The organism is Pleomorphomonas sp. PLEO (assembly GCF_041320595.1).
In the GTDB taxonomy this organism is placed as follows: domain Bacteria; phylum Pseudomonadota; class Alphaproteobacteria; order Rhizobiales; family Pleomorphomonadaceae; genus Pleomorphomonas.
On record NZ_CP166625.1, the window covers coordinates 4446472 to 4465184 of the forward strand.

Annotated in this window: 19 protein-coding genes and 1 riboswitch; of the genes, 13 read left to right on the plus strand and 6 right to left on the minus strand. The window is 62.4% G+C overall.

Annotated elements, in window-relative coordinates; translation table 11 throughout:
* The first annotated feature begins 52 nt into the window (after nucleotides 1-52).
* The 5 genes from AB6N07_RS20650 (at nucleotide 53) to AB6N07_RS20670 (ending at nucleotide 2625) form a co-directional block, all read left to right on the plus strand.
* Entirely contained in the window at nucleotides 53-547 is a 495-nt protein-coding gene (locus tag AB6N07_RS20650) for a hypothetical protein (RefSeq protein WP_370674933.1), read from the plus strand.
* A 4-nt stretch (nucleotides 548-551) separates the two neighbouring features.
* Nucleotides 552-989 carry an NUDIX hydrolase gene (locus AB6N07_RS20655; RefSeq protein ID WP_370674934.1) on the plus strand — a complete coding sequence of 146 codons (438 nt, stop codon included), beginning with the start codon at nucleotides 552-554 and terminating at the stop codon, nucleotides 987-989.
* A gap of 68 nt (nucleotides 990-1057) precedes the next feature.
* Entirely contained in the window at nucleotides 1058-1459 is a 402-nt protein-coding gene (locus tag AB6N07_RS20660) for a TIGR02301 family protein (RefSeq protein ID WP_370674936.1), read from the plus strand.
* 163 nt (nucleotides 1460-1622) lie between these two features.
* On the plus strand, nucleotides 1623-1892 hold the full coding sequence (locus AB6N07_RS20665) for a hypothetical protein (protein WP_370674937.1): 270 nt from the start codon (nucleotides 1623-1625) through the stop codon (nucleotides 1890-1892).
* Between the two features lie 46 nt (nucleotides 1893-1938).
* The gene (locus AB6N07_RS20670) at nucleotides 1939-2625 is read left to right on the plus strand and encodes a hypothetical protein (protein ID WP_370674938.1); all 687 of its coding nucleotides are present in this window, start codon (nucleotides 1939-1941) and stop codon (nucleotides 2623-2625) included.
* Here the strand turns inward: AB6N07_RS20670 and AB6N07_RS20675 are convergent.
* The gene (locus AB6N07_RS20675) at nucleotides 2609-4036 is read right to left on the minus strand and encodes an FAD-binding oxidoreductase (protein ID WP_370674939.1); all 1428 of its coding nucleotides are present in this window, start codon (nucleotides 4034-4036) and stop codon (nucleotides 2609-2611) included. The genes AB6N07_RS20670 and AB6N07_RS20675 overlap by 17 nt on opposite strands.
* A 153-nt stretch (nucleotides 4037-4189) precedes the next feature.
* On the opposite strand from AB6N07_RS20675, the gene fabI reads away from it, so the two are divergent.
* Together fabI and AB6N07_RS20685 are read left to right on the plus strand one after the other, a co-directional pair.
* A complete protein-coding gene (gene fabI / locus AB6N07_RS20680) occupies nucleotides 4190-5008 on the plus strand; it encodes an enoyl-ACP reductase FabI (protein WP_370674940.1) in 819 nt (272 codons plus the stop codon).
* Between the two features lie 243 nt (nucleotides 5009-5251).
* The gene (locus AB6N07_RS20685) at nucleotides 5252-5689 is read left to right on the plus strand and encodes a glyoxalase superfamily protein (protein ID WP_370674941.1); all 438 of its coding nucleotides are present in this window, start codon (nucleotides 5252-5254) and stop codon (nucleotides 5687-5689) included.
* Between the two features lie 86 nt (nucleotides 5690-5775).
* Here AB6N07_RS20685 and trpC read toward each other — a convergent pair whose 3' ends face one another.
* The 4 genes from trpC to AB6N07_RS20705 all read right to left on the minus strand — a co-directional run bounded on the left by trpC (nucleotide 5776) and on the right by AB6N07_RS20705 (nucleotide 10265).
* On the minus strand, nucleotides 5776-6564 hold the full coding sequence (gene trpC, locus AB6N07_RS20690; protein ID WP_370674942.1) for an indole-3-glycerol phosphate synthase TrpC: 789 nt from the start codon (nucleotides 6562-6564) through the stop codon (nucleotides 5776-5778).
* Nucleotides 6565-6573: 9 nt separating this feature from the next.
* Nucleotides 6574-7587 (minus strand): anthranilate phosphoribosyltransferase, encoded by a 1014-nt coding sequence (trpD, locus tag AB6N07_RS20695; RefSeq protein ID WP_370674943.1) that lies wholly within the window; start codon nucleotides 7585-7587, stop codon nucleotides 6574-6576.
* A 138-nt stretch (nucleotides 7588-7725) separates the two neighbouring features.
* A complete protein-coding gene (locus AB6N07_RS20700) occupies nucleotides 7726-9618 on the minus strand; it encodes a SurA N-terminal domain-containing protein (RefSeq protein ID WP_370674944.1) in 1893 nt (630 codons plus the stop codon).
* A 152-nt stretch (nucleotides 9619-9770) separates the two neighbouring features.
* On the minus strand, nucleotides 9771-10265 hold the full coding sequence (locus AB6N07_RS20705) for a TIGR00645 family protein (protein WP_370674945.1): 495 nt from the start codon (nucleotides 10263-10265) through the stop codon (nucleotides 9771-9773).
* A 156-nt stretch (nucleotides 10266-10421) separates the two neighbouring features.
* Between AB6N07_RS20705 and tpiA the strand changes: the two genes are divergently transcribed.
* The 4 genes from tpiA to glp all read left to right on the plus strand — a co-directional run bounded on the left by tpiA (nucleotide 10422) and on the right by glp (nucleotide 14581).
* Nucleotides 10422-11165 carry a triose-phosphate isomerase gene (tpiA, locus tag AB6N07_RS20710; protein ID WP_370674946.1) on the plus strand — a complete coding sequence of 248 codons (744 nt, stop codon included), beginning with the start codon at nucleotides 10422-10424 and terminating at the stop codon, nucleotides 11163-11165.
* A 310-nt stretch (nucleotides 11166-11475) separates the two neighbouring features.
* Nucleotides 11476-12807 (plus strand): dihydroorotase, encoded by a 1332-nt coding sequence (locus AB6N07_RS20715; protein WP_370674947.1) that lies wholly within the window; start codon nucleotides 11476-11478, stop codon nucleotides 12805-12807.
* A 1-nt stretch (nucleotide 12808) separates the two neighbouring features.
* A complete protein-coding gene (moaC, locus tag AB6N07_RS20720; RefSeq protein WP_370674948.1) occupies nucleotides 12809-13291 on the plus strand; it encodes a cyclic pyranopterin monophosphate synthase MoaC in 483 nt (160 codons plus the stop codon).
* Between the two features lie 87 nt (nucleotides 13292-13378).
* On the plus strand, nucleotides 13379-14581 hold the full coding sequence (glp, locus tag AB6N07_RS20725) for a gephyrin-like molybdotransferase Glp (RefSeq protein ID WP_370678289.1): 1203 nt from the start codon (nucleotides 13379-13381) through the stop codon (nucleotides 14579-14581).
* 10 nt (nucleotides 14582-14591) lie between these two features.
* Here glp and AB6N07_RS20730 read toward each other — a convergent pair whose 3' ends face one another.
* Nucleotides 14592-16085 carry a diguanylate cyclase gene (locus AB6N07_RS20730; protein WP_370674949.1) on the minus strand — a complete coding sequence of 498 codons (1494 nt, stop codon included), beginning with the start codon at nucleotides 16083-16085 and terminating at the stop codon, nucleotides 14592-14594.
* A gap of 327 nt (nucleotides 16086-16412) precedes the next feature.
* Here AB6N07_RS20730 and AB6N07_RS20735 point away from each other — a divergent pair, with 327 nt between their 5' ends.
* Both AB6N07_RS20735 and thiM read left to right on the plus strand, forming a co-directional pair.
* On the plus strand, nucleotides 16413-17642 hold the full coding sequence (locus AB6N07_RS20735) for an amidase family protein (protein ID WP_370674950.1): 1230 nt from the start codon (nucleotides 16413-16415) through the stop codon (nucleotides 17640-17642).
* Between the two features lie 93 nt (nucleotides 17643-17735).
* Nucleotides 17736-17839: riboswitch (TPP riboswitch) on the plus strand.
* A 61-nt stretch (nucleotides 17840-17900) separates the two neighbouring features.
* A complete protein-coding gene (gene thiM, locus AB6N07_RS20740; protein ID WP_370674951.1) occupies nucleotides 17901-18707 on the plus strand; it encodes a hydroxyethylthiazole kinase in 807 nt (268 codons plus the stop codon).
* Nucleotides 18708-18713 lie beyond the last annotated feature (6 nt).

The window sequence follows — 18713 nt, forward strand, 5'->3', positions numbered from 1 at the left end:
AAATTTTTCGGCGGGGGACAAATTGGCGGGCACGGCAGGCACGGAAGAGCTCGTGAGACCGGGGACCGATTTTTCTCCGGAGCGTCTTGCTGCCGCCAACATCCACCCCGACACTTGGCTCGCAACCGATTATCTAAACCATTTCAATGAAGTGGTGATGCTGGTCGATATGTTGCCGGTGATGCCGGACTGCGCGCCGGACGTCGTTGCCTGGCAGCCCTGCTCTTATGTCGATCATTTCCGCCTGTCGCACTTCAAAGAACGTGATCTCGCCATTGCCGCCTATCAAGCTTCCGATCCCGAGCGTCGACGCGCGTTCGACGATACCGTCGCCCGGATCGATGCTGCGATGGCTAATCTGCAGCAGATGATCATTGAAGCGCCAATGGATGCCCTGCCGATCGAGGCGCTGACAGACCTCTCGGAAATGCGCATCAAGCCGCTGCTGGCCCATGCCATGGGCCTCATCAATGGAGCGCCCGCGGCTTCCATGGTCACCGAGGACACTGGCGACGCCCAGTCGGCCGTCGACGCGCTGTTCGGCTGACGCCATGCCCAAAGCCAATTTCGTCCGTCAACCTCGTGTCGGCGTCAGCGTGGGAGTATGGCGCGGCGGTGAGGTGCTGTTGGTCGAACGATCGGGCGATCCGTCGGGCGGTCTCTGGAGCTTTCCTGGGGGCCATCTCGAATGGGGCGAAAACCTTGAGGATGCCGCTCGCCGCGAGGTGTTCGAGGAGACCGGGCTTCGAATCACGGTCGCGGGCGTCCCTCTCGTTCACGAGGTGATTCTCTCGGGCGGCGACGGCAGCACGTTCCGCCACTACGTGTTGATCGTCTTCGCGGCGACCGCCGCGGCCAACGCCGAGCCAGTTGCCGCCTCCGACGCACTCGCCGCCCGCTTCGTTCGGCCCGAGCAGCTTGCCGACCTCAGCCTGACGCCAAAGCTCGCCGAATTCATCGATCGCACCAGAGCACTGGTCGAAGGCTGACTATCCTTGCCCCTTGAAGGCTGACGGTCCAGAATGCCGGAAGGGTTCGGCGCAACGGGGAGCGTTTCTTGCTGAAGGTTCTGGCCGTGTTTGTGACGCTAGCCTCGGCGACGCCGCTTCTGGCCGCCGACGCCACCCCGCCGCCCTATCAGGCCGACGTGCTTCGTCTGTCCGAGGTGCTTGGCGCGGCGGCCTACCTTGATGGCCTGTGCGGCGGACCGGCGGCGGCCGACTGGCGCGCCAAGATGGTCTCGTTTCTTGATGCGCAAGGCCTTGAGGGCCCGGCACGCCGCCCCTATGTCGAAGCCTTCAACCGCGGCCAGCGCACGTTCGCGGTCGCCCACCGGGCCTGTACGGCGTCCGCGCGGGGCGTCCTCCAACGCTATTTTGCCGAGGGGGCACAACTCTCCGACCGCCTCGACCAACGCTTCGGGCGGACAGGCGATTCGCCTGCCACGCCCGTCCGCTGATGGTTACCGAGCCGTTAACCGCGTTTCTTCAAACTCGTTAACGCTCTTTAACGGTTGGCGTTGCGTCTTGGCCGAACGATGATAGTGTGACCCCGTCGATGGCGCGGATCGGTAGACGGCATGTAATGTCGCGAGACGATTCCCGAAGGTGCGGATGGGGCCTATGTCGGATATGCGGGACGAGCTGCTTGAGCCGGTTGAGGCCACGGTGAGCGACAATTTCAAGCATCGGGCCATGACGCACATGGAGCGCGCCTTTGACGATGCCGACGACGACGGCATTCCGGTGGACGCCGTTGCCCATGCCGCTCTGTTTGCCGCCCTGACGACGCTCGTCGAGTGCTTCGGCGAGGAGAGCGTGGCGAGGCTTGTTGCCGAACTTCCGGAGAAGATCTCTTCGGGCAGCTATACTCTGCTGCGCACCCTTCAGTAAGGCGGGACTGGGCGGAACAGGCCTCCAAGTGAGGCCGGGGGAAGACATGCAGGTTTCCATCGGAACGATGTTGTTCGCCGCAACGATCGCGGCGAGCTTTTCGTTGTGGTCTGCGCCGATGAGCCTTGCCTTTGGGACCCAGTCTCCGACCGAAACCAACCGCTCACCGAGCAGCGGCTTTGGTTTTACGATTCCCGGCGGAGACGGATCCGACGCCGAACCAGGTACCGGCTTTGCGACTCCGCCCCATGAAGAGGCGGCTGATTCCCTACCCGAAGTGCACTACGATCTCTCGACGCTGCCGCCGCCCGTCGCCGCCATGCGCGAAAAGATCGTCGCGGCAGCCCGATCGGGCGATGAGGCGCAGATGCGGGCGGTGATCGGCCTCTCCAACCCGGCGCCGGTGTTCTCCTCGACAGGCGAAGGAGATCCTATCGATACTCTGAAGGCCGCTTCAGGCGACACCAAAGGCCTGGAGGTTCTAGCCATATTACTTGACGTGCTCGATGCGGGATGGGTGGTGAAGGGCGAAGGCACGCCGCAAGTGCGCTATATCTGGCCCTATTTCGCGGAGTTCCCCCCGAACGCTCTCAACCGCCGCCAGTTGGTCGAGGTCTACCGCGTGCTGACAGCCGGCGATTTCGAGGAAATGCGGGCCGTCGGTTCTTACGAGTTCTATCGCCTGGAGATTGCCGCCGACGGCCGCTGGCTCATGTTCATGGCCGGCGAATAACCCTGCCTGGATTGAGGATGCCTTCCGGATCGAGCGCGTCCTTGAGGCGACCCATCAGCTCAAGGTCGAGCGACGGCTTTACGTCGGCCAAAAGCTCGACCTTGAGTCGGCCAACGCCGTGCTCGGCGGCCACTGAGCCATCGTATTTCCGAACCACGGCGTGCACCACAGCATTCATCTCGTCCCAGCGGGCGAGAAATGCCTGACGGTCATCGCCCTCGGGCTGGCTGACATTGAAATGAATGTTGCCATCGCCCATGTGGCCGAATGGCACGGGCCGGCAGCCGGGAAAGGCAGTCCCGACAGCTGCCATGGCCTCGTCCAGGAAGTCGGGCAAGTCACCGATCGGCACGGATATGTCGTGCTTGATGGAGCCGCCTTCGTATTTCTGGACCTCGCTCATGCCGTGACGAAGCCGCCAGAAATCGTCGATCTGGGACAGCGACTGCGCCACCGCCGCCTCAAGCGCCTCCCCCGCGGTCATCGCACCGCTGAGAATGTCGAGGATCATCGCACCAGCTTCAGCATCGGACAGGCCAGAGCTGACCTCGACCAGCACGTACCACGGTGCGGGAGCTGTCGGCAGCCGGGCACCGGCGATATGGCGCAACGCGAACTCCATGGCGAGGCCCGACATCAATTCAAAGCCGGTGAGACCGAAGCTCGCCGTTGCCTGGGCGCGAGCGAACAGGTTGAGCGCCGCCGACGGCGAGGCGAGGGAAACGAAGGCGACCGACAGCCCGCGCGGACGATGATGAAGCCTCAACGCGGCCGCCGTGACGATGCCCAGAGTGCCCTCGGAACCGATAAACAATTGTTTCAGATCATAACCGGCATTGTCCTTGCCGAGCCGCCGAAGACCGTTCCAGACACGGCCGTCGGCGAGGACCACCTCAAGCCCAAGCACCAGGTTGCGCGCATTGCCATAGGCGAGCACAGCGGTACCGCCAGCGTTGGTCGCGATGTTGCCGCCAATCTGGCAGGAGCCAAGCGAGGCGAGCGTCAGTGGAAATATGCGATCAGCCGCTTCGGCCGCCGCGTGCACGGCGGCAAGCGGCATGCCGGCTTCAACGACCATGCTGTTGCCGAGCGGATCAATCGATCGAACCTTGTCAAGCCGTTCCAGAGAAACAACAATTTCCTGCTGCCCCGGCACGGGGATCTGGCCACCGACCAGCCCAGTATTGCCACCCTGCGGCACAATGGCCGTCTGCGTTTCGTGAGCCAGGCGCAGGATGGCGGCGACTTCCGCTGTATCGGCTGGCCTAAGAACGAGCGGCGTTTCACCCTGGTAGAGGTCACGCCATTCCACGAGATAGCGAGCCTTGTCCGCCGCGTCGACGAGCGCATGGCCGGGTCCGACGAGGGCTTTAAAGCGGGAGATGAGATCGGGCGTCGATGGGGTCTTCATGCGGCGGAACCTACAGCCGACCGCCACCGCCGTCGAGGGTCGGCGGCGGTCACGACAGGCGTCCCAACGAGGCCAGTCCTCGACTTGCTATTGTTATAATCCTTGTGTCATACGAGCACGACATCCGGATTTGATTAGGCGGGGTTACAAAAAATGGCAGGTGCTGTGGGTCTGATGGCGGGCAAGCGTGGCCTGATCATGGGATTGGCCAACAACCGTTCCATCGCCTGGGGAATTGCCAAGTCCCTCCATGCCGCCGGTGCAGAGATTGCGTTGACCTACCAGGGCGACGCGCTAAGAAAGCGCGTCGAACCGCTGGCCGCCGAACTCGATGCACTGGTCGTGGGCCATTGCGACGTGGCCGAGGCCGACACTGTCGATGCCGTCTTCGCGACGATCGCCGAAAAATGGGGCAAGATCGACTTTCTGGTGCACGCCATCGGCTTCTCCGACAAGGACGAGCTGACCGGCCGCTACGTGGATACCAGCGAGGCCAACTTCCAGAAGACCATGCTGATCTCCGTTTACTCCTTCACGGCCGTCGCCCGGCGCGCCGAGAAGCTGATGACCGGCGGCGGATCGATGCTGACGCTGACCTATTACGGCGCCGAGAAGGTCATGCCCAACTACAACGTGATGGGTATCGCCAAGGCCGCTTTGGAAGCCTCGGTCAAGTACCTTGCCGTCGACCTTGGGCCGCAGAATATCCGCGTCAACGCCGTATCGGCCGGCCCGATCAAGACGCTGGCCGCCTCCGGTATCGGCGACTTCCGTTATATCCTCAAGTGGAACGAGTATAACGCGCCACTGCGCCGCACCGTCACCATCGAGGAGGTGGGAGATAGCTCGCTCTATCTTCTGTCCGATCTCAGCCGCGCCGTGACCGGCGAGATACTGCATGTCGACAGCGGCTACCATACCGTCGGCATGAAGGCCGTGGATGCGCCGGACATTTCGGTCGTCAAGGACTGAACTAGACGGATTTCAGAGCAAATAGGCCGGGCCGAAAGCCCGGCTTTTTGCATTGGGACCCGTTACCTTGACAATTCACAGCATCGCTCCTAGATGACGGCCATGGGTGAGGGACCCCAGCCGCCCGCCGGCGCAAGCCATGGTGAAGTTCCCGTCGATCGCTTCCGTTTCCAGGCATCGAGACCTCTCGGCAATGCGGGCACCCTGCTTACGGTCATGTCCGATGCCATACGGAGAACGGTCATGTCGTCCCGATTGCCAACACTCGATGAGCTGAAGGCTCAAGCTCGTCGTCTCAGAAGTTCGCTCGCCGAATCCGGCAGCGATATCAGCCACTCGAAATCGCTGGAGCTGATTGCCCGCCAATACGGTTTCGCCGACTGGAACACGCTCTACGCCAAGGCCGGCAACGAGCCGCCCCGGCGCTCGTGGAATCCTGGCGACCGCGTGAAGGGCAGCTATCTCGGCAAGGCCTTCGAAGGTACCGTATTGGCGTTGAAAGCCGCCACCTCGGTGCCGGGCTACTACACCATCACCGTCGATTTCGACGAGGCGGTGGACGTGGTCGAGTTCGAGAGCTTTTCCGCTTTCCGCAAGCGCGTCACCGCCACCATCGACGAGGAGGGCATCAGCCCATCAAAAACGTCGAATGGCCGCCCTCACATGGTGCTGACGGCCTGACACTGCATCGATCCTGGAGTCCGCGTCCGGTTTACGCTGGCGGACTTCAGGATCGCTTTTGTGAAAAAGCGGTCTGCCTGACCAACTCAGGCAAGCAGTGCCTTTGTCGCGGCGGCGACGTCGGCCTGCCGCATCAGGCTTTCGCCGATCAGGAAGGTTCGGGCGCCAACACGCGCTAGGCGCGCCAGATCGCCCGGCACGAACAGGCCGGATTCGGCCACCAAGATACGATCGGCCGGCACAGCCTTGGCCAGCTCTTCGGTGGTCTCAAGCCGCGTCTCGAACGTGCGAAGGTTGCGGTTGTTGACGCCCAGGAGCGGCGACCGCAACCTCAATGCGCGTTCAAGTTCCGGAGCGTCATGCACTTCGAGGAGCACGTCCATGCCGAGTTCGAAAGCGGTATCCTCAAGACGCTTCGCCGTGTCGTCGTCGACGGCGGCGAGGATGATCAGGATGCAATCGGCGCCCCATGCCCGCGCCTCATAAACTTGGTAGGGCGAAAACAGGAAATCCTTGCGGAGCGCCGGCAGTTCCGTCGCCGCGCGAGTGGCCTTCAGATAGTCCGGATGCCCCTGGAACGACGGCGCGTCGGTCAGGACCGACAGGCAGGCTGCCCCACCGACCTCATAGGCATGAGCCAGAGCCGGCGGATCGAAGTCCGGCCGGATCAGGCCTTTCGACGGGCTGGCTTTCTTGATCTCGGCGATCAGTGCGTAACGGCCTTCGCCATGCTTCTTTTCGATGGCGGCCCGAAAGCCGCGTGGCGGCGCCTGATCGGCGGCCATTGCCTTGATTGCGGCCAGCGGAATCGCAGCCTCGGCGGCGGCGATCTCCTGCCGCTTGTAGGTTTCGATGCGGGCGAGGATGTCGGCCACTGCAATTCCTCAGGCGTTGGAGCGGTCAACCAGCCGATCGAGCGCCGCAAGGGCGCGACCGCTGTCGATGGCGTCGGCGGCGAGCGTCACACCGTCCTTCAACGTCGGTACGCGCTCTGCGATGATCAACGCGGCGGCAACGTTGAGCAATACCGTGTCGCGGTAGGCACCAGCAGCGCCGTTCAACAATGCCCTGAGGGCCTGGGCATTGTCTTCGGCCGAGCCGCCCCGCACCGCTTCGGGCGCGTAGTGCGGCAGTCCGGCATCGTCAGGTATGACTTCGAAGGAGCGCACAGTGCCATTCCTCAGCTCCGCGACGTAGGTCGGGCCGGAAAGCGTCATCTCGTCGAGACCGTCGGAGCCGTGAACCACCCAGACAGCTTCCGAGCCGAGGGCGGCGAGCGTTTCGGCCACCGGCAGCAGCCACTCACGCGCAAAGACGCCGACCAGTTGGCGCCGCACGCCAGCGGGATTGGAGAGCGGTCCGAGGATATTGAAGACGGTGCGCGTGCCAAGTTCGACGCGGCTCGGACCGACGTGCTTCATCGCCGAATGATGCACCGGCGCAAACATGAAGCCGACGCCCGCCTCGCGGACGCAGGCTGCGATGGTCTCCGGTCCGATGTCGATCTTCACGCCCAGCGCCATCAGCACATCGGCGGCACCGGATTTCGACGACAGTGCCCGGTTGCCGTGCTTGGCGATGGAGAGGCCGGCACCGGCCGCCACAAAGGCCGAGGCGGTGGAGATGTTGAGGCTGCCGGAGGCGTCGCCGCCGGTGCCGACGATATCGACCGCGTCCGTCGGTGCCTCCACCCTCAGCATACGCGAGCGCATCGACGCCACCGCGCCGGCAATCTCCTCGACGGTTTCGCCGCGCACCCGCAGCGCCATCAGGAAGCCACCGATCTGAGACGGCGTCGCCTCGCCGGTCATCATGATGTCGAAGGCCGACGTCGCCTCCTCGCGGCTCAAGCTGGCACCAGACGCCACCTTGGCGATCAGGGTTTTGAAATCGGCCATCGCTGGTTCCCGCCCGTCATGCAATCAATCCCCGGCATGCCGCTGAGCAATGCCGGAGAAGGTTTCGGAAAATCTTCGTCCACGCCGGACTTCCAAACGTGGAGCGCGAGGTTCTGGCCTATTTGGCCAGAACCCATATCAGTTGGTGCTGCCGGCACCGATCGCCGCGTTCATCAGCGACTGGTTTACGGTGGTGCCGAACTCTTCCTGAGCTGCTCCGAGATATTGCCCGTAAAGGCCCTGCCCCACGGCCGTGGCAATCTTGTCGGCAATATCGACAGCCTCGCCGGCCCCTTCGGGCATCGGCGGGTTAACGACCTCGGCTACCGAAAGCACGACTCGGGTACCATCCGGTCCGGGGATGGCAGCGACATGCCCCTTCGGGCCGGCGAAGGCCGCGTTGACGCCATCAGCCCCAAGGCCGGCATCACCGGCCTGGCGTGTCACGCCCGAGGCGGTCTCGACCTCCACCGATGCCGTCTTGGCAAGATCGTCGATCGGCGTACCCGCCTTCAACGCCTTGACCATCTCGTCGGCTTTGGCCGTCAGACGGACCTGCGCCTCGGCGTCGGTCCAGGCGACGATCGCTTTGTCTTTCACTTCGTCGAGCGCCCGTTCGCGGCCCGGCGTCACCTTGGAGACGTTGTACCAGATGAAGCCACGATTGATGGCCAGTGGCTCATTCTCGCCGCCTTCCTCAGCGGCAAAGGCCGCCTTCAGAAGTTCGGCCTGATCGGGCAGTCCGGCAACCGGCTGTCCCTCGGTGCTGTTGCCTTCACTATCGACCTGAGCCGTGACAAGCTTCAGCTTGAAACGGTTGGCGACTTCCTGCAGCGACGCACCACCGGCCAGGGCATCCTCTACCTCGTCATGCACCTCCAGCACGGAGCGCTCGGCCGCCTTGGCGGCGATTGCCTTGCGGATCTCGGGAGCAACCTCGGCCTGCGTCTTCGTATGAGCCGGCTGAATCTCGGTGACGCGCAGCAGCACGGTACCGAATGACGACTTCACCGGCTCGCTCGGAACATTGAGCGAAAGACCGAAAGCGGCTCCGGCCACTGCCGGATCGAGCACCTTGTCGCGGGAGAGAAGGCCAAGGTCGACATCCTCGGGCTTTGAACCGGCGTCGGTGATAAGCTGGTCGAAGCTGGCACCGGCCTTGAGCTTGGCCTCCGCCGCCGTCGCTTCTTCCGGCGTCGCATAGAACAGCTGCTGGATGCGGCGCTGCTCGGGCGCGCCATACTGATCCTTGGTGCGCGCGTATTCGCGGGACACTTCCTCGTCGGTCACCGACGAGGGATCGGCAACGGCGTCCGGTGTCAGGGCCAGTGCTTCGATGGCCCGGAATTCCGGCGCCCGGAAATCAGCCTTGTGCTCATCGTACCACTTGGCCAGCACGTCGTCGGCCGGCTTGCCGATCGGCTCCACCTGGGCGCGGGCCAGCGTGAGATAGCGGATATCGCGCGCCTCGTTCTGATAGCGGTAGATGGCGCCCACCATGGTCTTCGGCACGGTGAGGCCACCGACGAGACCGAGCGACAGCTGCCGGCTCAGTTCTTCCTTGCGCCGCTGGGCGATGAACATCGCCTCGTTGAGGCCGTTCTGACCAAGAAGCTGCGTGAAATAGTCGCGGTTGAAGCTCTGGGCGCCTGGCGCCCTCAACTGCGGATCGTCGGCAATCCCTTGTGCGAGACGCTCGTCGGAGACACCGAGCCCAACTTCGGCGGCCATGTCGGCCACGGTGGCGTCGGCCATCAGCGTCCCGAGCGTCTGTTGCGGCAGGCCGATGGAGCGGGCCAGGTCGGGCGTCAACGCTTGGCCGATCTGACGCGACAGCGCCTGCGACTGCCGCTGATAGGCACGCTGAAATTCGCCAAGCGTAATCGTGGTATTACCTACGGTAGCGAGCGTATCGGAATGCGAAGCTCCGAGGCGGGAGCCAACGCCCCAGCCGATGAAGGACAGCGTCAACAGGCCCAGAAAGATCTTCGCGGGAAGCTTGTTCGCCCCGCGGCGCATTGAATCAAGCATTATGTCGTCCGTCTCGGGGGCGCGCGCGCCCGTCCATCCCAGTCACGCCATCGGTCTCGCAGGGACCGCTTTGGCGCGCGGGATCATAGGGGCGACGGCCTCATGCCGCAAGCGCCGGTTTTGCCTGATAAACCGCCGAAATCCAGCCTCGTTCAATGCTTGGCCATGATCTTGTCGAGCACGCCGAGCATCAGCGCCGACGCCACGAAGGTGATATGCATGATCACCTGCCACATGATCTGCGGCTCGGTGTACTGACTGGCGTTCAGGAATACCTGCAAGAGATGGATCGAGGAGATGGCAACGATCGATGAGGCGACCTTGATCTTCAGGCTACCGCTATCGAGTTTGCCGAGCCAGTGAAGCTCGGCTTCGTGGTTGTCGAAACGTCCGACGAAGTTCTCGTAAGAAGCGATCATCACCATGACGAGGAGGCTGGCAACGAGCGCCGCGTCGATCAAGCCGAGCATGGCGAGAATCATCTCTGCCTCGTCATAGACGAAGACGTTGCCGATGACCTTCCAGAGCTTGACTCCAAAGGATAGACCGTAGACGGCGAGCGCCACCGAAAGCCCCATGAGGAAGACCACGAGAATCCAGCGGCTTCCCAGAATGATGCGCTCAACGACGCTCTCGAGTGCCTTCATAGTCAATAGCCCTTGCTAGCGTTTCGCACTTGCCGGATATAAATGCGCTTGCGGGTTTTCGCCTACAAGATCATCTTCCAGGCCGCTCAGAGGATTCACGCCGGGCCCGGTTCGGGATGATCCACGCCCACGAACGCATATCGAAGGAACGAGAGCATGTCGGTCAAGCCGCTGGTTGCCGGAAACTGGAAAATGAACGGCCTCAAGGACTCTGTCGCCGAATTCGAGGCCATTGCCGCCGGCTATGACGCCGCCCTCAAGGCCAAGGCCGAGCTGGCCATCTGTCCGCCCTTCACCCTCGTCGCCGCGTTCGCCCAGAAGGGCGTCCTGCCAGTCGGTGGCCAGGACTGCCACGCCAAGGTCTCGGGTGCCCATACCGGCGATACCTCGGCCGAGATGCTGAAGGATGCCGGCGCCACCTACGTCATCGTCGGCCACTCCGAGCGCCGCACCGACCACGCCGAGACCGACGCCATCGTCAAGGCCAAGACCGAAGCCGCCTGGCGCGCTGGTCTGATCGCCATCGTCTGCGTCGGCGAAACCCACGCTGAACGTACCGGTGGCAAGACGCTCGACGTCGTCGGCACCCAGGTTGCCGGTTCGCTGCCCGACGGGACGACGGCTGCCAACACCGTTATCGCCTACGAGCCGGTTTGGGCTATCGGCACCGGCCTGACGCCGACCGCCGCCGACGTCAAGCAAGTGCACAACTTCATCCGCAAGGAACTGGTCAGGCGCTTCGGCGCTGACGCCAACGGCATCCGCATCCTGTACGGCGGTTCGGTGAAGCCCTCGAACGCCGCCGAGCTGATGGCCGTCGAGGACGTCAACGGCGCGCTGGTTGGCGGTGCTTCGCTGAAGGCCACCGATTTCCTTGGCATCGCCGCCGCTTATAAGTGACAAGATCGGCTCCGGCGCGCTTCTCCCACAAAGCGCACCGGAGCCCCTGATGTTTGGATACCGCCAGGAGGGCGGGTCGCCACCCCTCTCTCCAGCTTTTCCCAAGAACGCGGGAAAAGAGTTTGTCGAGACGGCATGCCCCCTCCGGGCTGGGCTGACGGATCGATGGTCGGTCTCTCGCCGAAGTGCGAGCGGCCGCGCCTTTTCCCATTTGGGGATGGGCGAAGAGGGGTAAATCTAGCGAATAAGTGGAAAGACCGATAATAGGTCTTCCAGAGGCCTCGGGCCGCTCGCATAGGACCATGCCCCCATGACTTTCGACACCGTCCTCAGAAACGGAACCGTCGTCAACCACGACGGAAACGGCCAGCGCGACATCGGCCTTAGCAACGGTCGGATAGCCGAGATCGGCGATCTCGCCCAGGCTTCGGCCGGCGAGACGATCGATTGCACTGGCCTCACGATCTTGCCCGGCGTTATCGACAGCCAAGTACATTTCCGCGAACCGGGCGCCACCCACAAGGAAGACCTCGAGACCGGCTCTCGTGCCGCTGTCATGGGCGGGGTGACGGCCGTCTTCGAGATGCCCAACACCAACCCGCTGACGACCACCGCCGAGCGCCTCGCCGACAAGGTAGCAGCCGGAACGCATCGCATGCACTGCGATTTTGCCTTCTGGGTGGGCGGCACGCACGGCAACGTGCGCGACATTCCGGAACTCGAACGCCTGCCGGGCGCAGCTGGAATCAAGGTGTTCATGGGCTCCTCGACCGGCGATCTGCTGGTTGCCGATGACGAGGGCGTCGCCGCCATCCTCGGCGCCACGCGCCGCCGCGCCGCCTTCCACTCGGAAGACGAGGCCCGGCTGAACGAGCGCAAGCCGTTGCGTGTGGTTGGCGACCCGTCAAGTCACCCCGTGTGGCGTGACGTCGAGGCGGCATTGCAATCGACCCGGCGCCTGGTCCGTATCGCCCGCGACAAGGGCGCGCGGATCCACGTGTTGCATATCTCCACCGGTGAGGAGATCGATTTCCTGAAGGGCCATAAGGACGTCGCCACAGTCGAAGTAACGCCACATCATCTGACGCTCACCGAAACCGACCATCAACGGCTCGGCACCCTTGTCCAGATGAACCCGCCCGTGCGCTCAGCCGCCCATCGTGATCGTATCTGGTGGGGTGTCGCGCAGGGCATCGCCGACGTGCTCGGCTCGGATCATGCGCCTCATACCCTCGAAGAAAAGGCAAAGACTTACCCTGACAGCCCTTCCGGTATGACGGGCGTTCAGACGCTGGTGCCAATCATGCTCGATCACGTCAACGCGGGTCGGCTGACGCTGCAGCGCTTCGTGGATCTCAGCTCGGCCGGGCCAGCCCGCACTTTCGGAATGGCCCGCAAGGGGCGGATCGCCGTCGGCTACGACGCCGACTTCACCGTCGTCGACATGAAGCGCCGCGAAACCATTCGTAACAGCTGGATTGCCTCGCGCTGCGGCTGGACGCCTTACGACGGCGTCGAAGTCACCGGCTGGGCGGTCGGCACTATTGTGCGGGGGCGGACGGTGATGTGGGAGGGCGATCTCGTGACGCCATCCGCAGGCGAGCCCGTTCGCTTCCTTGAAGCGTTGCCGAGGGGAACCTGAGATGGCCTCTCCCCTCAGCCACCTCGACGAAAAAGGCGCCGCCCATATGGTCGACGTCAGCGACAAGACAAGCACAGCCCGCACGGCCATCGCCGCCGGAAAGGTCGTGATGAGGGCTGAAACGCTGGCGCTGATCATCAAGGGACGGGCACCAAAGGGCGATGTCATCGCCACCGCCCGCCTCGCCGGGATCATGGCGGCCAAGAAGACCTCCGACCTCATTCCGCTTTGTCATCCGCTGCCAATCAGCAAGGTGGCGATCGACATCACGCCCGACCCCACCTTGCCTGGCCTCGAGATCACTGCCATCGTGCGCTGTACCGGCAATACCGGCGTGGAGATGGAGGCGCTGACCGCCGTTTCCGTTGCCTGCCTCACCGTCTATGACATGGTAAAGGCAGCCGAGAAGGGCGTTCACATTGAGGCCATCCGTCTTCTTGAAAAGGATGGCGGCAAGTCGGGCCGCTGGCTCGCTGTCTATTGAAGCGAGTTTGACATTTGAATCCCGGTGAAGGCTGGTGCCGGATAGATGTGAATGTCGGAGCCGAACCACGAGTTAAGCCGGGGCGCGATGACACTGATACCCGTTGATGACGCCCAAGCGGCACTGCTCACCGACATCGTGCCGACCGAAGCGGAATGGGTGGATCTCGCAGCAGCCGGCGGCCGGACGCTTGCCGCCAACCTTGTTGCCTTGCGCACCCAGCCGCCAGCCAGCCTTTCGGCCATGGACGGCTACGCCCTTGGTGCGCCAGCGACCTCGGACGATTGGTTCGCCGTTGTCGGTGAGGCCGCCGCCGGCCACGGCTTCGATCGGCCGCTCGGTCAAGGCGAGGCCGTCCGCATCTTCACCGGAGCGCGGGTTCCGGGCGGCGCCGACCGAGTGGGCATCCAGGAGGATGCCGAACGTCAGGACAATCGCGTCCGCTTCGTCAGTCCGCCTTCCGCGGGCGCCAACATCCGTCAACGCGGCATCGATTTCACCGAGGGGGAAACGGGGCTGTTGACCGGCACCGTGCTCGGCTTCGGCGCGCTGGGACTTGCCGCGGCCATGAACCACGCCCGTCTGCCGCTACGGCGTCGTCCGCGCGTCGCGCTGATCGCCTCTGGCGACGAATTGGCGGCGCCGGGGACAGCCACCATGCCCCACCAGATCGTCGCTTCATCGACCATAGCACTTGCCAAACTGACCGAGGATGCCGGCGGTGAGGCCGTTGACCTGGGCATCGCCCCCGACGATCTTTCCGCGCTTCGAAGCTACATCCGGATGGCGCAGACCGACGGAGCCGACATCGTCGTGGTGATCGGTGGCGTGTCTGTGGGAGACCATGATCACACCCGCTCCGCTTTCGCCGCCGAAGGGATGGAGCCAGGCTTCTGGAAGATCGCCATGCGGCCGGGCAAGCCGCTGATGCATGGCCGCCTTGGCCGTGTCCATGCTCTTGGACTCCCCGGTAACCCGGTCTCGACTTTGGTTGCCGGCATGATTTTCCTCGCCCCGCTTATTCGGGCGATGCTTGGCAGAGCCGATGTGCTGCCTAGTGTCGAAAAGGCCATTCTCAAGGCGCCTCTTCGCCCGAACGACATGCGTCGCGACTTCCTGCGTGCCCGCCTAGCCGTCGACGCGGGGCGCCTCGTGGTTACGCCTGTTGCCAGCCAGGACTCCTCGCTTTTGTCGATGATCGCAGCGGCCAACGCCCTGATCGTGCGCCGCGAATTTGCGCCGGCCGTGGAGGCGGGAGACGAGGTGGACGTCCTGCGGATCGTGGGCTGAGATACGGGCTTTAGGACAACGCATCCTCGATCGGGCGCCCCGAAGGATCAAACAACTCCGGCAACGATTCGCCCTGGCTCGCCACTCGATTGCGCCCCCGCTTCTTCGCGGCATAGAGGGCAAGGTCGGCACGTTCGATGGCCTCCTGAGCTCGCCCACCTGAAACAACCAGAGCAAAGCCGATACTGACCGTGACGTGGCCGTATCGGGAATCCGGATGAAGGATATGCAGTTCCTCAATCGAGTGACGCAACGCTTCAAGGCGATTGAGAACGCTTCCGGCGCACGTGTCCAACAATACGAGCGTGAACTCCTCCCCCCCGTAGCGCGCGGCAATCTCTTCGCCACTCACCGAGGTCTTCAGGGTTTTGCCGACCGTTTGCAGCACGGAATCGCCGGTGCCGTGGCCGAACCGGTCGTTGAAGAGTTTGAAATGATCAATGTCGATCATGGCAATCGAAAAGCCGGCGCCGGTGCTTTCAAGGCTTTCGTCGCAATGATCCAGGTGAACCTCGAGCGCACGCCTGTTCGCAAGGCCAGTTAGGGCATCGGTAAAGCTCGCAAGCTCAAGCTTGTCGATCATCATGTTGAGGGTCGACGATAGAATTGCAAACTCAGAAAATGGCGACCGGGTTGTTACACGTTGGCTATGATTTCCAGCAGTAATAAGGCTGGCGAAGGATGTTATTTGCCGGAGGCTTCGCAGAACCAGGAACTCAAGGGCGATCAACAGGACCGCAGCCATCAAAAAGGTTTCCAGGCAACCCAAAGCAATCACCTCCACCATTTCTCGATGGGCCGCGGTGTATATTTGGCCGATGGGGACGGAAAATATGACGCGCCCAGCCGCCATGGGCAGCTTCATAACGCCAACCAAGGTCGAACTCTTGTTCTGGGTGCCGTGGATAATAATGCCGGTATCCGCTAAACGGGCTTGGCTCAGTGTTTGTTCATCAAAGGGCAGCGCTTCCTTATCGAACACAGCCTTGTCCAAAATTTCACCTTGCCCATTCATGAGAATGGCTTGGGCGACAGGAAGCTGAAACTGCTGAAAAGTCTGCCGCTTCATCGACGCAACATCGAGCGTCACCAGAACCACAAAGGATATTGTGCCCTCATATCGTACAGCGCGCGCCGAAACGACAGTGATTTGATTATTGACCTTGCTGATTTGCAGGTCACCCCACGCAATACCCTCGGATTGCGAGCTTTCCTTGAAATACTGCCGCTCTGAAAATGAAAGGTTGATAGCCTTGGCCTCAGACCCGCAATAGGCGATGCCTTGTGGCGTCAGCAAAGCTATAGCCTTCACTCGCTCGTGGGCCGCGACGACTTTCTGTAAGGTCCTGTTACACTGCTCTGGCGAACTGAACCGCAAGGAATCGATCAACGCCACTGTCGAAGAGAGATTTTCCAGTTCAGCCTTCGCTCCGACGAACAAGTCTTCCGTGCGATCTACCGAGAGTTGAACACTCTGCTCCGCTGTGGCGAGGGCCGTGCGCATATTCTTTTCAGCGACAAGGATCTGATTTACCAGAAACGGTACCAGGCTGAGGCCGATCAGGACAATTATCACTAGCCGTATACGCATATATCGTCCCATGGACCAAAAAAAGATCGACCAAGCTAGGCTAAACAAGCAAAGGCCACCCTAACTCTTGTAGGTAAATGATTGTCTTCCGCGATATTTCAGATTGAAAATATTCGTGGCACCTCTGAGGCTAAGAACCTCAGACGATCATGGTAATGGAACGCCCATCTGAATGGGGTTGTCCGTGTCCCGCGAATCGTGGTCATTCGACCCGCGAATACACGGCCATATTGCAAAATCATGTCACACACCGCCCTATCCGACCCGTCTGGCTCTCTCGTTGAGCGACTTGATTTACCCCCCTGCGGGCACGGTCGTTTGGATGGCATGACCTTCACGGTGAAGGACAATATCGATATCGCCGCCCACAAGACGTCCTATGGCAGCCCTGCGTGGAGGGACGCTCATGCGGCACCTGCTCACAATGCTGTTTGTGTTGATCAGTTGCTTGCGGCCGGAGCACATTGCATCGGCAAGGTTGTGGCAGACGAGTTTACCTACAGCCTAGACGGAGAAAGCCAGTTCTTTGGAACGCCGCGCAATGCGAAAGCGCCAGACCGAGTTCCGGGCGGCTCTTCCAGCGGATCGGCAGCCTCGATTGCCAACGGTCTAGCGGACTTTTCGATCGGCACCGACTCGGGCGGCTCTATCCGGGTGCCGGCAAGTCTATGTGGGGTCTGGGGCATGCGCCCATCGCTCCACAGAATATCGGAGGCTGGCGTTTTACCCTTCATGCCGAGCGTGAGCACGGTTGGTGTCTTGGCAGCGCGGTTTGAGAATCTGAACGCGGCTGTCCGCGTCTTGCTGCGTAGCAGCAATAGGTCGATCGCTCCCCTGCAGCGCCTCCTGCTCCTCGTCGATGCGCTGGAGATTTCCGACAAGGCCGTACAAAACCAGGCCTATTCCGCATTAGAGCGGATTTCTGACAGCGTCGGCATCACTGTGGAGCCCCTGCGTTTCTCACAGATCGCCGGAGGGAATACTCCTTTGGGCGACTGCAACACCAGAGCGCTACGCGACCTACAAACGGCCGAGTTTCAGAGCACCGTCGGCAATTGGATAGAGGCAACCAAGCCGGAACTCGGCTATACCTTCACCATGGCCTACGGCAACGTCCAGCGTTTCGACCGAGTTGCTGCTCTCGAGAGCCTTGTGCGTTGCGAACGGTTCTTTGAGGCGATCAATGCCTATCTCGTTCCCGGCACTGTCATTTGCTTTCCGACGACACCAGTGATCGCCCCCAAGAAAGGGACGCTGACGACCCTGGACAATGTGCTGGATTTCTACGATCGGACAATGACCGTTACTGCCTTCTCCGGCGTAGGCCGCTTGCCCGAAATATCCGCTCCGGTGTTGACAGTAGAGGGCTGTCCGGTGGGGCTGTCCTTCGCAGCGGGGCATTATCAGGACGAATTCCTGCTTGCAGCAGTTCAAGAGATGTTGGGCGAGGACGCAGACTGCCGAGCGTAGCGTTAGCCACCCGTTGATAGAGCGCACGAGCAGAGCTACGCCAGCCCATTGGGCTCCTTGCTTGCGCTTGCCTCCCTCCCCGCCTATGCTCACGGCGTCTCAAGGGGGTGTCCGGCTCGGCCGGACTGAGAGGAGCGATCCAACCCCACGAACCTGATCCGGATCATGCCGACGGAGGGATTGAGGCGAGCGGCCCCGGCCTGTCCGGCAGCCACACGTCTTCTTGTCCGCGGGCGATCGTCGTCGAAGGAGCCCGCGATGACCACCCTGACACTTGCCGATGTTCATGCCCTTCATGAGAAGGTGCGCGCCGAACGGCCACTCGTACACAACATCACCAACTTCGTAGCGATGTCCATCGCGGCCAACGTGCTGCTCGCCGCCGGGGCTTCACCAGCCATGGTGCATTCGGTGGACGAGGTCGAGGATTTCGGCCGGATCGCCCATGCACTGACGCTGAATATCGGCACACTGTCGTCCGACTGGATCGCCGGGATGAAGCTCGCGGCCAGCGTCTACAAGGCAGCCGGCAAGCCTGTCGTGTTCGATCCTGTCGCCGTCGGTGCGACCCGTCTCCGCAACGCCACCGCCGCCGACATCGTCGCCATGGGGCCGACCGTGATCCGTGGCAATGCCTCGGAAATCATGGCGCTCTCGGGCGTCGCCGGCATTGCCTCGAAGGGGGTCGACAGTTCAGCAAGTTCCAACGCCGCACTCGACAGCGCCATTGCGCTCGCCCGATCGAGCGGAGCGGTGGTCGCCGTTACCGGCGAGATTGACTATGTCACCGACGGTACGCGCACCGTTGCCATCGACGGTGGCCACGAATTGATGCCGCTGTCGACGGCGCTCGGCTGCTCGTTGACGGGCCTTGTCGGTGCTTTTGTCGCTGTCGCGCCAGCATTCGAGGGCACGGTGGCAGCGCTTGCCACCTACGCGGCGGCCGGTGCCATCGCCGGCAAGCGTGTCAAGGGACCCGGCTTCCTGCCGCAGGAACTCTGTGACGCGCTTTACGCGCTGGATCTCGCCGGCCTCCAGGCCAACGCGGCGATCCGAGAGGTATAAGGCAAC

Excerpts from the sequence above, each read along its gene's own strand:
- AB6N07_RS20655 (WP_370674934.1), top strand. The coding sequence starts at position 552 with ATGCCCAAAGCCAATTTCGTCCGTCAACCTCGTGTCGGCGTCAGCGTG.
- AB6N07_RS20665 (WP_370674937.1), top strand. The coding sequence starts at position 1,623 with ATGTCGGATATGCGGGACGAGCTGCTTGAGCCGGTTGAGGCCACGGTG.
- AB6N07_RS20670 (WP_370674938.1), top strand. The coding sequence starts at position 1,939 with ATGCAGGTTTCCATCGGAACGATGTTGTTCGCCGCAACGATCGCGGCG.
- AB6N07_RS20675 (WP_370674939.1), bottom strand. The coding sequence starts at position 4,036 with ATGAAGACCCCATCGACGCCCGATCTCATCTCCCGCTTTAAAGCCCTC.
- fabI (WP_370674940.1), top strand. The coding sequence starts at position 4,190 with ATGGCAGGTGCTGTGGGTCTGATGGCGGGCAAGCGTGGCCTGATCATG.
- AB6N07_RS20685 (WP_370674941.1), top strand. The coding sequence starts at position 5,252 with ATGTCGTCCCGATTGCCAACACTCGATGAGCTGAAGGCTCAAGCTCGT.
- trpD (WP_370674943.1), bottom strand. The coding sequence starts at position 7,587 with ATGGCCGATTTCAAAACCCTGATCGCCAAGGTGGCGTCTGGTGCCAGC.
- AB6N07_RS20700 (WP_370674944.1), bottom strand. The coding sequence starts at position 9,618 with ATGCTTGATTCAATGCGCCGCGGGGCGAACAAGCTTCCCGCGAAGATC.
- AB6N07_RS20705 (WP_370674945.1), bottom strand. The coding sequence starts at position 10,265 with ATGAAGGCACTCGAGAGCGTCGTTGAGCGCATCATTCTGGGAAGCCGC.
- tpiA (WP_370674946.1), top strand. The coding sequence starts at position 10,422 with ATGTCGGTCAAGCCGCTGGTTGCCGGAAACTGGAAAATGAACGGCCTC.
- AB6N07_RS20715 (WP_370674947.1), top strand. The coding sequence starts at position 11,476 with ATGACTTTCGACACCGTCCTCAGAAACGGAACCGTCGTCAACCACGAC.
- moaC (WP_370674948.1), top strand. The coding sequence starts at position 12,809 with ATGGCCTCTCCCCTCAGCCACCTCGACGAAAAAGGCGCCGCCCATATG.
- glp (WP_370678289.1), top strand. The coding sequence starts at position 13,379 with ATGACACTGATACCCGTTGATGACGCCCAAGCGGCACTGCTCACCGAC.
- AB6N07_RS20730 (WP_370674949.1), bottom strand. The coding sequence starts at position 16,085 with ATGCGCACGGCCCTCGCCACAGCGGAGCAGAGTGTTCAACTCTCGGTA.
- AB6N07_RS20735 (WP_370674950.1), top strand. The coding sequence starts at position 16,413 with ATGTCACACACCGCCCTATCCGACCCGTCTGGCTCTCTCGTTGAGCGA.
- thiM (WP_370674951.1), top strand. The coding sequence starts at position 17,901 with ATGACCACCCTGACACTTGCCGATGTTCATGCCCTTCATGAGAAGGTG.